At 62.3% G+C, this 14,143-nt stretch carries 12 protein-coding genes; 8 read left to right on the forward strand and 4 right to left on the reverse strand.

Going from position 1 to position 14,143, the window contains the following annotated elements:
- Positions 1 to 16 precede the first annotated feature (16 nt).
- Positions 17 to 1,021, reverse strand: a complete 1,005-nt coding sequence (locus RSO67_RS13570) for a TRAP transporter substrate-binding protein (RefSeq protein WP_315843874.1) — start codon at positions 1,019 to 1,021, stop codon at positions 17 to 19.
- A gap of 348 nt (positions 1,022 to 1,369) precedes the next feature.
- On the opposite strand from RSO67_RS13570, the gene RSO67_RS13575 reads away from it, so the two are divergent.
- A complete protein-coding gene (locus RSO67_RS13575; RefSeq protein WP_315843875.1) occupies positions 1,370 to 2,593 on the forward strand; it encodes a bifunctional alpha/beta hydrolase/OsmC family protein in 1,224 nt (407 codons plus the stop codon).
- A 19-nt stretch (positions 2,594 to 2,612) separates the two neighbouring features.
- On the opposite strand, the gene RSO67_RS13580 is transcribed toward RSO67_RS13575, so the two are convergent.
- Positions 2,613 to 3,383: an alpha/beta hydrolase gene (locus tag RSO67_RS13580; RefSeq protein ID WP_315843876.1), complete on the reverse strand. Its 771-nt coding sequence runs from the start codon at positions 3,381 to 3,383 to the stop codon at positions 2,613 to 2,615.
- A 184-nt stretch (positions 3,384 to 3,567) separates the two neighbouring features.
- The gene (locus RSO67_RS13585) at positions 3,568 to 4,854 is read right to left on the reverse strand and encodes a DUF445 domain-containing protein (protein WP_315843877.1); all 1,287 of its coding nucleotides are present in this window, start codon (positions 4,852 to 4,854) and stop codon (positions 3,568 to 3,570) included.
- A 199-nt stretch (positions 4,855 to 5,053) separates the two neighbouring features.
- Between RSO67_RS13585 and RSO67_RS13590 the strand changes: the two genes are divergently transcribed.
- On the forward strand, positions 5,054 to 5,308 hold the full coding sequence (locus tag RSO67_RS13590) for a hypothetical protein (RefSeq protein WP_184512031.1): 255 nt from the start codon (positions 5,054 to 5,056) through the stop codon (positions 5,306 to 5,308).
- Positions 5,309 to 5,364: 56 nt separating this feature from the next.
- On the opposite strand, the gene RSO67_RS13595 is transcribed toward RSO67_RS13590, so the two are convergent.
- Positions 5,365 to 6,699: a dihydroorotase gene (locus RSO67_RS13595; RefSeq protein WP_315843878.1), complete on the reverse strand. Its 1,335-nt coding sequence runs from the start codon at positions 6,697 to 6,699 to the stop codon at positions 5,365 to 5,367.
- A gap of 150 nt (positions 6,700 to 6,849) precedes the next feature.
- Between RSO67_RS13595 and RSO67_RS13600 the strand changes: the two genes are divergently transcribed.
- From RSO67_RS13600 to RSO67_RS13625, 6 genes are all read left to right on the forward strand, one after another.
- Positions 6,850 to 7,734, forward strand: coding sequence for a folate-binding protein (locus RSO67_RS13600; protein ID WP_315843879.1), 885 nt, complete (start codon positions 6,850 to 6,852; stop codon positions 7,732 to 7,734).
- Positions 7,731 to 8,357 (forward strand): DNA-3-methyladenine glycosylase I, encoded by a 627-nt coding sequence (locus tag RSO67_RS13605; RefSeq protein WP_315843880.1) that lies wholly within the window; start codon positions 7,731 to 7,733, stop codon positions 8,355 to 8,357. Before RSO67_RS13600 ends, RSO67_RS13605 begins: the two co-directional genes overlap by 4 nt.
- A gap of 27 nt (positions 8,358 to 8,384) precedes the next feature.
- The gene (locus tag RSO67_RS13610) at positions 8,385 to 8,999 is read left to right on the forward strand and encodes an HD family hydrolase (protein ID WP_315843881.1); all 615 of its coding nucleotides are present in this window, start codon (positions 8,385 to 8,387) and stop codon (positions 8,997 to 8,999) included.
- Positions 9,000 to 9,074: 75 nt separating this feature from the next.
- A complete protein-coding gene (locus tag RSO67_RS13615) occupies positions 9,075 to 9,581 on the forward strand; it encodes a protein tyrosine phosphatase (protein WP_315843882.1) in 507 nt (168 codons plus the stop codon).
- Positions 9,582 to 9,708: 127 nt separating this feature from the next.
- Positions 9,709 to 12,399 carry a DUF2339 domain-containing protein gene (locus RSO67_RS13620; RefSeq protein WP_315843883.1) on the forward strand — a complete coding sequence of 897 codons (2,691 nt, stop codon included), beginning with the start codon at positions 9,709 to 9,711 and terminating at the stop codon, positions 12,397 to 12,399.
- A 143-nt stretch (positions 12,400 to 12,542) separates the two neighbouring features.
- Positions 12,543 to 14,051, forward strand: coding sequence for an NAD(P)/FAD-dependent oxidoreductase (locus RSO67_RS13625; RefSeq protein WP_315843884.1), 1,509 nt, complete (start codon positions 12,543 to 12,545; stop codon positions 14,049 to 14,051).
- Positions 14,052 to 14,143: the final 92 nt, after the last annotated feature.

The following is a 14,143-nucleotide window of genomic DNA, read 5'->3' on the forward strand; positions in this document are numbered from 1 at the left end:
CATTGAGAGCATGCCGCTAGCTCACCGCAGCAATGCGCTTGGTCATCTCGGCGTATTTCGCACCGTATTTGTCCCACACCGGCTTCACGGCATCGCGGAACGGCTGTTTGTCGATGGACGTGACGATGTCGGTGCCGACTTCCTTCATCTTGTCCAGCGCGGTCTTCTCCGCCTCATACCAGAGCACGCGCTGCTCGAGCTGCGCTTCCCGGCCGAATTTCTTCAGCAGCGCCTGATCGTCCGGCGTGAGCTTCGCCCATGACGCTTTCGAGAACACCAGCAATTCCGGAATGATCAGATGCTCAGTCATCGAGAAATACTTGGCGACCTGGAAATGGTTCTGCGCCACGAAGGATGGCAGATTGTTCTCGGCCCCATCGACGACGCCGGTCTGCATGGCACTAAACACCTGATCGAAGCCCATGGCGACGCCGTTGCCACCTAGCGCATTCATGGTGTCGATAAACAAGGGATTACCGATCATCCGGATCTTGAGACCCTTGAGATCGGCGAGCGTCTTGATCGGGCGTTTGCTGTTGTAGATGTTGCGCGAGCCGGCATTCATCCAGCCAAGCGCGACCAGACCGGTTTTTTCATTAGTCGTGATCTTGTTCAGCAGCTCGGTGCCGATCTCGCCATCGAGGACCGCTTCCATGTGCTTGGAATCGCGAAACACGAACGGCATGTTGAAGACGTTGACGTCATCGACCACGGGGCCGACCGCACCGACAGAGATACGGGCGATCTGCAGAGCGCCGACCTGGGCCTGCTCGATGGCTTCCTTCTCGCCGCCAAGCTGCATGGAGGGAAACATCTGGATGGTGAGCCGGCCGCTTGTGGCGGCATCCAGCTTCTTGCCCATGCGGACCACGGATTCGACCGTGGGGTAGCCGAGCGGGTGGACGTCAGAGGCCTTGAGGACCATCTTGGCCTGCGCCTGCGCAGGCGTGAACCGCCCGAGACCGGTAGCGCCAACCGCGAGCGCGGCCAGTCCGCCTTTGACGACATCTCTTCTCTTCATGGACGAAATCCTCCCTGTGAATTTCCCGATGCGGCGCGTTGGCCATTATTCTGGTTCGCCCCTTTGCGGGGTCGATCTTGTCACAATTCTAGAAGCGTGCCGGCCCGCCGTCCATCAGCTTGTATCGGCAGCGCACCCCAAAAGTTGTACGATGACCCGACATCTAGCACCGACATCGGAGGCCGGCAAGCGCGTGCTCGAGCGGCCGCGCAGAACTAAAGTTCAACCCGAGGTGCAGCGCGAAGAGAGCGGCATCTCGGCCTCATTTTCGCAGGGGTGTTGGGTACCCGCTGATTGATTGGTTGGAATCGGTGTAGAGAGAGACATCTGTCACGACAGGAGCCCACCGTGCCAACTGAACGCTTTCAATTCCCCGGCGCGGCCGGCCATATGCTGGCGGCGGCGCTCGACCTGCCCGATGGCGATGTCCACGCGTACGCGCTGTTCGCGCATTGCTTCACTTGCGGCAAGGATGTGCTCGCGGCGCGGCGTATCTCCGCGGCGCTGACGCTCAAGGGCATCGCCGTTCTGCGCTTCGACTTCACTGGCCTCGGCTCCAGCGAGGGCGATTTCGCCAATAGCACCTTCTCGTCGAATGTCGCCGATCTCGTAAAAGCCGCCGACCATTTGCGGGAAATACGCCAGGCACCGGCAATCCTGATCGGCCACAGCCTCGGCGGCGCAGCGATCCTCTCCGCCGCTGAACAGGTGCCGGAAGCCAAGGCCGTTGTCACCATCGCGGCGCCCTCCGATCCCGCGCATGTCACCGACATGTTCTCCGAACATGTCGACGCGATCCGCGAAAAAGGCGAGGTCGAGGTCAAGCTCGCCGGTCGGCCATTCAGCATCAAGCGTGAGTTCCTCGACGATATCGCCGAGCACAATCTGATGGCCAAGGTGACCAGGCTCCACAAGGCGCTGCTGATCATGCATGCGCCCACCGACGACACAGTGGGCATTGACAACGCCACAAGGATTTTCGTCGCTGCCAAACATCCCAAGAGCTTCGTCTCGCTGGCCGGTGCCGATCACCTGCTCACGCAAAAGCATGACGCGATCTATGTCGCCGATGTCATCGCGGCCTGGGCCGGGCGCTATCTCAATGCGGTCGCCATCGCGCCCGTAGCGAGCCTGCCCGATGAGCCACGCAAGGTGGTGGTGAGCGAGACGCGCGCCAGCAAATTCCAGCAGGTCATCACTGTCGGCCCGCATCAGATACTCGCCGACGAGCCGATCGCCGCCGGAGGCGAGGACACCGGACCCGGTCCATATGATCTGCTGCTCAGCGCGCTCGGCGCCTGCACCGCGATGACCATGCGGCTCTATGCCGAACGCAAGACATTACCGATGGACCACGTCACGGTGACGCTGAACCACAAGAAGATCTACGCCAGGGATTGCGAGGAATGCGAGACCAAGGACGGCATGCTCGATCAGATCGAGCGCGTCATCACGATCGACGGCAAACTCAACGCCGAGCAGCGCGCAAAGCTCATGGAGATCGCTGACAAGTGCCCGGTACACCGGACACTAACATCTGAGATCAGGATCGTGACGACAGCAGCAGAGTAAGCGTGTCGCTGACGCGCCTTTACCTATTAGGGTCCGGATAGACCAGGCTGCGCCAGCCAGAGCGATCGAACGGCGCCCACGCGCCTTCCTTCTGCGCGAGACGCTCCGCCACTGCATAGACGACAGCGGGGTGATGCCCCATCCCGCAATGGCTGCTCTCGACCTCGATGCTCTCCGACATCGCCGACGGCTTCTCTACGCAGCCCTGCCAGGCACAGACGCCGTCGGTGCGGCTGTAGATCGCGGTGGTCGGGACCGGCGGCGTATCGGCGAGCGAGCCACCGAAATCGTCGTCGGTGTCGTCGGCGCGTTTGCCGCTGGCGAATTCATAGACACGCCAGGCATTGGTGGATTTCGGATGGCCGGCAAACGGGCTGCCCAGCGTGATCACCGAACGGACGCGGTCCGGCATCATCTTGGCGAGCTGGCGTGCGTAAAGGCCGCCGAGACTCCAGCCGACCAGACTCACCTTGCGGCCGTGGGTCTCGTTCATCTCTTTCAGCAATTCGACCATGCTGCCCTGCACACCGTCGCGCAAACCGAGATTGCGGCCCTGCTTCCAGCCGCTGACGGCATAGCCGCGGCCCTTGAGGAAGGTGCGGAGCGGACCTGTCGAAACATCAGAGGCCACAAGGCCCGGCAGTACCAGTACCGGATGACCATCGCCACGCGGCGCGAGATTCAGCAGCGGCAGCGCACCCAGAAACGCGCCGAATTCGTGGACCGCACGGCCTTCAAGAAACATCAGGGTTTTCGATGGGGGACGCTGCGCCTGGGCCGTAGCCGACATCTGATTTCCTCTCGCCGGCGCGTTGGCCGGTCATATCGATTGATTTGAAAGCAGCCTCACAGGAGGGAATCACACAACGCACCGAAGCAACTATCAGTTCACTCAAGTTAAGGTCGGGTTTGTGGCAGTTCAAGCGCATCCCGATACCCCCGGCGCCTCACTTTTCCGCAATGCGGAACTGCTCTCACAGCAGTCGCAACAGATATTCGATCGTGTAGAGCGCCAGCCCGGCGAGCCCGCCGATCAGCGAACCGTTGAAGCGGATATATTGCAGATCGCGGCCTATATTGACTTCGATGACACCGATCAGCTGCTGCATGTCCCAGCCCTTCACCTGGTCGGCGATAAAACTCGACACGCCGCTTTTCTGATCGGCGATGAACGTGCGCAACACCACGACGATGCCCTGGTTGATCTCGCCGCGCATCTCGGCATCCGCGCGCAGCGCTGCGCCGGCCTCGACGAATACATTGGCCAGATGATGTGCCAGTACATTGCTTTCACCTGATGCACTGCGCTCGATGAAGCTGCGCGCATTGTTCCAGAGATTACGTCCTAGTTCGGCAAGCTCGGAGCGCGCCAGCAGATCGCGCTTCAACCCATCGATACGGCCGGTGAAGCCGGGCTCGGTCTCCAGCCGATCGACGAAGGACAGCAGCATGCGGTCGAACTCGCCACGGAACGGATGCGCAGGATCCTTGCGTACATCGTCGAAGAAGGTCGTGGCCGACGCGACGATGCGCTTCAGCAGGAACGCATCGGCGCGGTAGAGTTTGAGCAACGTCGGCAGCTCGTCGCGAATCTTGTTCTTGATGACGGCTAGCGTGTCCGGCTCGGTCAGCGCGCCATGCATGGCGCCGAGCAGATTGTCGAGCAGGCCCTGATGGCGACCATCCCTGATGAAGCCCCGCATGGTGCCGGCAGCGATGGGCGCGAGATCAACCGACTGCAGCTGGGTCATCACACGGCGTGTGATGAAGGTTTTGAGACCAGACGTTTCCGTCGCCGACATCACCTCCGGCAACAGCCGCAGCAAGAAACTCGCGAGATCGGCGCTACGCTTCTTGTCGCTCAGCCAGTCTGCAACGAAACTCGCAAAATCCACCTCACGTAATTTGGCCTCGACCGGCCCGGCTTCGAGGAAATGCACCTCGATGAATTCACCCAGCTTGTCGGCAATGCGATTTTGATTCGCCTGGATGATCGCGGTGTGCGGAATCGGCAGACCCAGCGGCCGACGGAACAGCGCGACAACGGCGTACCAGTCCGCCAATCCGCCAATGGTGGCCGCTTCCGCGAAGGCCGCAACGAATCCGAACACGGGATGAATCGGCAGCAGGATTTTTGCCGCTATGAACACCACCAGACAGCTCGCCAGCACCAGTGCGGCGATCGCCTTCACGCGTCGCAGCTCTGCTGCGCGCGCAGCGTCGCCGGGACTCGCGAAAGACGAAAAACTGTTTGCGTCCATAGGCTTCCTCAACCGGTCAAGATGGCCGGTTCCCGCTGTTAACATAATGTCGGACAATGTGAGTCACTGTCGTTAACCTTTCTTAAAGATGTCGCTCGCGGAACCTGCTCCGCGTGGTAAATCTCGATTCGAACTTGCGAGGCGCGCTTCGCTTTGATGAGCGCCGAAGACCGTTTTGGGAATTTCATGAGCGAGATCATTGTCGTACCGCCCCGCCCGCGATCCGCTACCGGATCAGGAACAGAAGCAGGCCGCGCTGAGCTATCTCAACGAAGCCTGGGCGGAAGCACGACATGACGGCGTCGATGGCGATTGCCTCGCGCAGGCCAGCCTGTTCGCAGCCTTTGCCGAACTCGTCGGCACCTATGGCGAGGACGCCGTGGCGAAGTTTGTCGAGGGTCTTCCGGGCCGCGTGCGCAATGGCGAGTTCTCGCTGACACTGGCACGGCAGTAGTCACATAGCTCTGACTGTCGTCGCCCGCTTCCGCGGGCGATCCAGCCTGAGATACCTTACGCTTTCAACGTCTCCAGGAACTTCACCGTCTCGCCCTGTGACGGCGTGACAAGCTCGCCCTGCCACATCACGCGGTTGCCGCGCACGAATGTGCCCACGGGCCAGCCGGTGACTTTCACACCGTCATAGGGCGTCCAGCCCGCCTTCGAGGCTACCCAGTCATTGGTGATGGTCTCGGTGCGTTTCAGATCCACGATGGTGAAGTCGGCGTCATAGCCCGCCGCGATGCGGCCCTTCATGGCGATGTTGTAGAGCCGCGCGGGACCTGCACTCGACAGATCGACGAAGCGTGCCAGCGACAGGCGGCCGGCATTGACGTGATCCAGCATGATCGGCACCAGCGTCTGCACGCCGGTCATTCCCGAGGGCGACGCCGGATAGATTTTCTTCTTTTCCTCGAGCGTGTGCGGCGCGTGGTCGGAGCCGAGCACATCAATGATGCCCTGACTGATGCCGTTCCAGATGCCGTCGCGATGGCTGGCATCGCGCACCGGCGGATTCATCTGCGCCAGCGTGCCGAGGCGCTCATAGCATTCCGGCGCCGCCATGGTCAGGTGATGCGGTGTCGCCTCGCAGGACGCGACGTCCTTGTGGTCGCGCAAATATTCGATCTCTTCTTTCGTCGAGATATGCAGCACATGGATGCGCTTGCCGGTCTCGCGCGCAAGGTTGACCAGCCGCTGCGTCGCCATCAGCGCCGCAGTCTCGTCCCGCCACACCGGGTGCGAACGGGTGTCGCCTTCAATGCGCAGGTTCTTGCGCTCGTTGAGGCGATATTCGTCCTCGGCATGGAAGGCGGCGCGGCGCTTGATGACCTGGAAGATGCGGCGGAGACTGTCGTCATCCTCGACCAGCAGCGCGCCGGTGGATGAGCCGATGAATACTTTCACGCCGGCGCAGCCGGGCGCGCGTTCGAGCTCCGGCAGGTCCTGCACGTTCTCGCGGGTCCCGCCGATGAAGAAGGCGTAATCGCAATGCATGCGATGATGGCCGCGCTTCACCTTGTCGGTGAAAGTGGCTTCGTCGATGGTCAGCGGATTGGTATTCGGCATTTCGAACACGCCGGTGACGCCGCCCATCACGGCACTCTTCGATCCGGTCTCCAGATCTTCCTTCTGTTCCAGACCCGGCTCGCGGAAATGCACCTGGGTGTCGATCACGCCGGGCAGGATGTGCAGCCCCTTGCAGTCGATCACCTCCGCGGCCGAGGCCGCGCCGAGCGATCCGATGGCGGCGATTCGGCCATTGCGGATGCCGATATCGCGCGCGCCCTCGCCGTCCTGATTGACGACGGTGCCGTTCTTCAAAATCGTATCGAATGTCTGGGTCATCTGGTCTTGTCACAGCCTGTGAATGCCGCGCAGGATGAGCGCGGGCCTTGTTGTCGGCATCTTAGCGGCTTAACTTTAGCTGTCATATCCGCCAGCCGTGATTCACCCTCGTTTCCTGGCTCGTTTATTGGATTTTTCGAGATTTTCCCAATGAAAGCAGCGCTTCTCCCCAATCGGGGTGTGGTGAAAATCGCCGGCAACGACGCCCGCGGTTTCCTCAACAACCTCGTGACTTCCGAGCTTGAGGTGGTGACGCCGGGCACCGCGCGGTTCGCCGCGCTGCTGACGCCGCAGGGCAAGATCATCGCCGACTTCCTCATCACCGAAGCACCGGCCGGCCATGGCGGCGGGCTGCTGATCGACTGCCCGCGCGAACTGGCACAACCGCTGGCCACCAAGCTAGGCTTCTACAAGCTGCGCGCCAAAGTGACGGTGGAAAATCTCTCCGATGCGCTCGGCGTACTCGCGGCGTGGGACGGCGAGCCCGGCATGAAACCGGACCTCGCCTTCGCCGACCCGCGCGACGGCGCGCTCGGCTATCGCATCCTCGTGCCGCCCGATCTGGTCCCGAAGACGGCCGCGCTGGTCGGTGCCGAACTGGTCGATGCATCAGCCTATGAAGCGCACCGCATCAGGCTCGGCGTGCCACGCGGCGGAGCTGATTTCGCCTATGGCGATGCGTTCCCGCACGAAGCCAATATGGACAAGCTCGCCGGCGTCGACTTCGACAAGGGTTGTTACATCGGCCAGGAGGTCGTCTCCCGCATGCAGCATCGCGGTACGGCGCGCACGCGCATCGTCGGCATCACGCTGGATGGCCCGGCGCCGGCCGCCGGCACCGAAATCCGCGCTGCGGACAAGCCGATCGGCACCATGGGCTCGTCTGCCGATGGCCGTGGCCTCGCCATGATCCGCACCGACCGCGCCAGTGATGCGCTCGATGCCGATGCCGCTTTCCTGGCCGGCGACATCGCCATTCATCTCGCCGACGCCGCTGCCGTACGCGCGCTGGCCACGAAGAAGACCCCCGCATGAACAAGCCCGCGATCACGCATGCCGACGGCAGGACGCGCTGCCCGTGGCCGGGCGAAGATCCATTCTATGTCGCCTATCACGACACCGAATGGGGCGTTCCGGAATATGACGACCGCGCGCTCTACGAGAAGCTGATCCTCGATGGCTTCCAGGCCGGCCTCTCCTGGATCACCATCTTGCGCAAGCGCGACAATTTCCGCAAAGCATTCGATGACTTTCAGCCGGAAAAAATCGCGCGCTACAGCGAGAAAAAAGTTCACGCGCTGATGAACGATGCCGGCATCGTGCGCAACCGCGCCAAGATAGAAGGCGCGATCCTCAGCGCCAAAGGCTATCTGAAAATCATGGAAGAAGGCGCCGGCTTCTCGAAATATCTGTGGGACTTCGTGGACGGCAAGCCACTGGTCAATAATTTCAAGACCCATGGCAGCGTGCCTGCCTCGACACCGCTATCGGCCAAGATCTCCAAGGATCTGCAGGGGCGCGGCTTCAAATTCGTCGGCCCGACCATCGTCTATGCCTTTATGGAGGCCACAGGCATGGTCAACGATCATCTCGTGACCTGCTTTTGCCACGAGGCCTGCATGGGCCTGAAGCGCAAGCCGCGCCTCAAGGCGAAGTAGCAGCAAGAAACTCAAGAACAAGAACCGATGGCCAAATCGAAATTCTCCACTGACGTCGCCACCCGCGCCTGGCAACGCATGCTGTCGGGCCGGCGGCTTGATCTGCTCGATCCCTCGCCGCTGGATATCGAAATTGCCGATATTGCCCACGGGCTCGCGCGCGTAGCGCGCTGGAACGGGCAGACCCATGGCACACATATTTTCTCGGTGGCACAGCACACGCTTCTCGTGGAAGCTGTGTTGCGCGAGCAAATGCCGCGCGCTGATGAGCGCGTACGGCTCGCGGCCCTGCTGCATGACGCGCCGGAATATGTCATCGGCGATATGATCTCGCCGTTCAAGGCGGTGATCGGCGGCGACTACAAGGTGATCGAGAATCGCCTGCTCGGCGCCATCCACATCCGCTTCGGCCTGCCGCCGGTGCTGGAGCCCGGGATCACCAAGCAGATCAAGGCCGCCGATATGGGCGCCGCCTATCTGGAAGCCACACGGCTTGCGGGTTTCAAGGAAGCCGAGGCCAAGCGACTGTTCGGCAAGGATCCCGGCCTCTCGGAAGCCATGGTGGAAGATTACCTGACGCCGTGGTCGGCGGGGAAGGCTGAGAAGCGGTATCTGGCAAGGTTTGAGGCGCTGCTGGCGTAATTTAAACTCGGTCATGCCCGGGCATGACGTGGAGAGAACGGAGCGTTATAACGACGCTCAACAAAAGGTTCCCCGATGATCCACGTCTGCTCGCTCGCCGATCTGCATCCCACCGTGAAGGACACGGCCGCGAGCCACGTGCTCACCATCATGGCCAATGTCGCGCAGGTGCAGCGGCCGCCGTCGATCAGCGAGGTCAATCATCTCAGGGTTCAGGTCGACGACATCACCGAGGCCATGGACGGATTTGTCGCGCCGAACGAGGGCCACATCGCGCAGGTGCTGGACTTCGTCCGCGGCTGGGACCGCGCCTCGCCGCTGGTGATCCATTGCTATGCCGGCATCTCCCGCTCCACCGCCAGCGCCTTTGCCGCCGCCTGCATGCTCAATCCGGACCGCGACGAGCGCGACATTGCGCTGCGCATCCGCGCGGCCTCCCCGATCGCATCCCCCAACCGCCTGCTCGTGACCCTCGCCGACAAGGCGCTGGGCCGCGGCGGCCGCATGGTCCGCGCGCTCGACGAGATGGGCCCCGGCAATCTGACCGTGATCGGCAAGCCGTTTCGCCTCGATCTGGATTAATTCCAGCAATTGCACGCGGCGCGTGAACTAAAGTTCTCCACGACAACACATACCGATGGCCATGTCCCCGGGCGCTGTTCCGGGGCATGATTGGCGTGTGCCCTGTGTCCTGAAGGTTTGATAGTCGATGTTCGATGATTTCGGTTTCGTCACGCTGGTGATTGCTATCGTTGCCTTCATCTTCGCGCGCAAGGCGCGCAATGAGGTGAAGGTGCTTCGCGCCCGACTCGACGCCTATGAGGCGACACCGCGTGTGGCCACCACGACCGCCGCAGCAACACCGGACCTCACAGCGACCGCACCGGACATTGCATCCGCACCTGCTCTCTCAGAGACATCGACCGAGGTAATCCGCGAAGCCGCACCCTCGATCCAGCCGGATGTCCCTGCTCACACTGCGCCCGAACCCGCCGCGCCTATGGAAGCCCCTGCGGCTGGCCCCGGCTTCGAGGAACGCATCGGCACGCGCTGGGTGGTCTGGGTCGGCGGCCTCACGCTGGCACTCGGCGGCTTCTTCATGGTGCGCTATTCCATCGAGGCCGGCCTGCTCGGCCCCGAAGTCCGCGTGCTGCTCGGCGGCCTGTTCGCCCTGGCACTGCTCGCCGTCGGCGAATTTGCGCGCCGCAAGGAAAGCCTGTCTGCGATTGCACCGCTGCCCATCGCCAATATTCCGGCGATTCTCACAGCGGCCGGCACTGCCGTCGCCTTTGCGACAGTCTATGCCGCCTATGCGCTGTATAACTTCCTCGTCCCCGGCACGGCCTTCGCCCTGCTCGGCATCGTCGCCATGTGCACCATGGCCGCGGCATTGCTGCACGGCCCGGCGCTCGCGGGCCTCGGCATTGCCGCCGCCTTCGTCACGCCGGTTTTGGTGTCGTCCGGCAAGCCGGATTACTGGGCGCTGTATATCTATCTCGCTATCGTTATGGCGGCCGCCTTCAGCCTCGCGCGTATCCGGCTGTGGCGCTGGCTGGCGCTAACCACCATCGCCTTCGCCACGCTGTGGACCCTGCCGGGCCTCGACGCTGGCACGCCATCCCTAGCACCGCATACATTCCACGTCCTCGCCGGCTTCCTGCTTGCCTCGCTGCTGGTCGTATGCGGCTTCCTGTACGGCCCGCCGGCTGAAGAAGGCCGCATCGAAGGCATCTCATCGGGCGCACTCAGTGCGAGCTTGCTCAGCGCGACGCTGGTCGTGCTCTCCAGCTTCCATGCCGACATGGCCATGGTGACATTCGCGCTCGTCGTCGCCGGCACGCTGTTCGTCGCCTGGTACGCACAGGCGGCCACCGCGGCGGTTGCCGTGGCCGCTGGCTTCGTCGCAGTCGTTTTTCTGGAATGGGCCATCCAGGGCAATTTGGACATGCTGGTACTGCCCGGCGGGCCGCTGGCCGGCATCGGTGCCAGCCCGGTTGAAAGCTCGGTGACGCTGCATCTCGTATCCGCGGCGATTTTCGCGCTCGGCTTCGGCGCGCTCGGCTTCCTCGCCCAGGGCCGCTCCGTCAGCGCTGTTATTCCGTTGATCTGGTCGGGCGCCGCGGTGTTCACGCCGCTGGCACTGTTGATTGCACTCTATGCCCGCATCGCGCATCTCGATCGCTCGATCCCCTTCGCCATTCTCGCCGTCATCATCGGCGCAGCCTTCGCGGCCGCCACCGAACTACTCGGCAAGCGCGAGCCACGTCCGGGTCTCGCGATCTCCACCGCGCTGTTCGCCACCGGCACGCTCGGTGCGCTGGCGTTGGGGCTGACCTTTGCACTGGAGAAAGGCTGGCTCACCATCGCACTGTCGCTGATGGCGCTGGGCACCGCCTGGATCTCCATGCAGCGGCCGATCCCGTTCCTGCGCTGGCTCGCGGCCATCCTCGCCGGCATTGTCGTCGCCCGGATGGGCTGGGAGCCGCGCGTGGTCGGAGATCTCGTCGGCACCACGCCGATCTTCAACTGGCTGCTGTGGGGTTACGGCGTGCCGGCTGCCTCGTTCTGGGCCGCCAGCATCCTGATGCGCCGCCGCGGCGATGATGCGCCGCTGCGCATGGTGGAATCCGCCGCGATCCTGTTCACGGTGCTGCTGGCCTTCATGGAAATTCGTCACCTCGTCAATGGCGGCAACGTCTATCGGTCGTCGTCGGACCTCACAGAAGTCGCATTGCAGGTCTGCGTCGCGCTCGCCATGGCCATCGGGTTGGAACGGCTGCGCATCCGCAGCGGCAGTATCGTGCATAATGTCAGTGCGGTGCTCCTCACGCTGTTCGCAGGCATTGCGACGCTCGGCGGATTGCTATTCCTCACCAACCCGGCGATCTGGCGCATCGACGTTGGCGGCGTGATCTTCAACCTGCTGCTGCTCGGTTACGCCCTGCCCGCCGTGCTCGCCCTGTTGCTGTCCTACGCCGTAGCCGGCCGTCGCAAGCCGGCCTATGGCAACACCATCGCCGGTGGAGCGCTGGTGCTGGCCCTGATGTATGTGACGCTGGAAATCCGCCGCATCTATCACGGCCCGATTTTCTACAACGCCTCGATCACCGATGCCGAGCAATATACGCTGTCGATCGCGTGGCTCGGCTTTGGCGTCGTGCTGCTCGGCATCGGCATCCTGTTCAACTCGCAGCGCGCACGCCTCGCCTCGGCCGTGGTCATCGCATTGACGATCCTCAAGGCGTTCCTGGTCGACATGTCGTCGCTCACCGGCGTCTACCGCGCACTGTCCTTCATGTGCCTCGGCCTCGTGCTGGTAGCCATCGGCTGGCTGTATCAGCGTATCCTGTTCTCGAGACGCACACAGCCACCCGCGGCGGCCCCTGCAACGGAAACCTGACGCCGCCCCGGCGCAATTCCCGCTTGCGCATTCCCTGCGATCGTCAATGATACCGATCGCGGCGATCCCCGGCCTAAGGCCGGGGATCGCCGCATAAAAGCATCCGCGCACCAAGCGCGAGAGCCAAAAAAGATCGGGAGCCCATGAACGTCCAGGGAAAGATCGCCACAGATCCATCCGTCGAAAACGCTGCCGAACATGTCGATGTCATCGTCGTCGGCGCCGGCATCTCCGGTATCGGCGCCGCCTATCATCTCACAAAGCAGAATCCGGATACGCGTTTTCTGATTCTGGAAACCCAGGACAGTTTCGGCGGCACCTGGCACACCCATCGCTATCCCGGCATTCGCTCCGACAGCGACCTGCATACGTTCGGTTATCGCTTCAAGCCATGGACCTCGGCACCCATCGCCACCGCCGCGGAAATCCTGCGCTATATGGGCGACGTCATCACGGAGAACGGCCTCGACGCGCATATCCGCTACAAGCACAAGATCCTATCCGCCAACTGGTCGAATGACGACAAGCTCTGGACGCTGACTGTCGTCCGCCACGACACCGGCGAAACGCTGTTCTTCACCACGCGTTTTCTCTGGATGTGTCAGGGCTATTACAATCACAATCAGGGATACACACCGCAGTGGCCGGGCATGACCCGGTTCAAGGGCCGCCTGGTGCATCCGCAGACCTGGCCGGAGGATCTCGATGTCACCGGCAAGAAAGTCGTCGTGATCGGCTCCGGTGCCACCGCGGCGACCTTGGTGCCGGCCATTGCCGACAAATGCGCCGAAGTCACCATGCTGCAGCGCTCGCCGACCTTCTTCATCACCGGCCGCAATGCCAACGCTCTGGCAGAGACGCTCCGCGAGCTGGATGTCGACGAAGAATGGGTCCACGAGATCGTCCGCCGCAAGATCCTGTTCGATCAGCAGGCCTTCACCAAACGCACCAACAGTGAACCGGAGGTGGTAAAAGAGGAACTGCTGAAGGGCGTCCAGGCCTATCTCGGCAAGGACTACGACATCGCCACACATTTCACGCCCCGCTACCGGCCGTGGCGGCAGCGCATCGCCTTCATTCCCGACGGCGACCTGTTCCAGAGCATCAAGGCCGGCAGGGCGACCGTGGTCACCAACGAGATCGAGACTTTCACCGAAGGCGGGATCACGCTGAAATCAGGCAGGACGATCGACGCCGACGTCGTCGTCACCGCCACCGGCTTCAATCTCAATGTGCTCGGCGATATCACGTTCTCCATCGATGACGCACCGCTGAATTTCTCGGATACCGTGACCTATCGCGGCATGATGTTCACCGGCGTGCCGAACATGGTGTGGATCTTCGGCTATCTCCGTGCCAGCTGGACATTGCGTGTCGACCTCGTCGCCGACTTCGTCTGCGGGCTGTTGAAGCATATGGAAGCGACCGGCGCCGCGACCGTCACGCCACAACTGCGGCCGGAAGACCTCGACATGCCGTTGCTACCGTGGATCGACCCCGAGGATTTCAACCCCGGCTACATCATGCGCGGCATGCATCTGCTGCCGAAGCGCGGCGACAAGCAGGAGTGGCAGCACAACCAAGACTACTGGAGCGACAAGGACGTATTTCCGACCATCGACTATGGCGATCCGATCTTCCGATACAGGTAACAAACGTTCAACACATCGCGCATTTCTCCAAGCATTGCGCAAACATAATTGACCATCATGAAACCGTTTCGCGGTTCAGCTATTGCTGCAGT

It is taken from the genome of Tardiphaga sp. 709 (assembly GCF_032401055.1).
GTDB lineage: Bacteria > Pseudomonadota > Alphaproteobacteria > Rhizobiales > Xanthobacteraceae > Tardiphaga.

Excerpts from the sequence above, each read along its gene's own strand:
- RSO67_RS13585 (WP_315843877.1), bottom strand. The coding sequence starts at position 4,854 with ATGGACGCAAACAGTTTTTCGTCTTTCGCGAGTCCCGGCGACGCTGCG.
- RSO67_RS13580 (WP_315843876.1), bottom strand. The coding sequence starts at position 3,383 with ATGTCGGCTACGGCCCAGGCGCAGCGTCCCCCATCGAAAACCCTGATG.
- RSO67_RS13620 (WP_315843883.1), top strand. The coding sequence starts at position 9,709 with ATGTTCGATGATTTCGGTTTCGTCACGCTGGTGATTGCTATCGTTGCC.
- RSO67_RS13570 (WP_315843874.1), bottom strand. The coding sequence starts at position 1,021 with ATGAAGAGAAGAGATGTCGTCAAAGGCGGACTGGCCGCGCTCGCGGTT.
- RSO67_RS13610 (WP_315843881.1), top strand. The coding sequence starts at position 8,385 with ATGGCCAAATCGAAATTCTCCACTGACGTCGCCACCCGCGCCTGGCAA.
- RSO67_RS13605 (WP_315843880.1), top strand. The coding sequence starts at position 7,731 with ATGAACAAGCCCGCGATCACGCATGCCGACGGCAGGACGCGCTGCCCG.
- RSO67_RS13600 (WP_315843879.1), top strand. The coding sequence starts at position 6,850 with ATGAAAGCAGCGCTTCTCCCCAATCGGGGTGTGGTGAAAATCGCCGGC.
- RSO67_RS13625 (WP_315843884.1), top strand. The coding sequence starts at position 12,543 with ATGAACGTCCAGGGAAAGATCGCCACAGATCCATCCGTCGAAAACGCT.
- RSO67_RS13595 (WP_315843878.1), bottom strand. The coding sequence starts at position 6,699 with ATGACCCAGACATTCGATACGATTTTGAAGAACGGCACCGTCGTCAAT.
- RSO67_RS13615 (WP_315843882.1), top strand. The coding sequence starts at position 9,075 with ATGATCCACGTCTGCTCGCTCGCCGATCTGCATCCCACCGTGAAGGAC.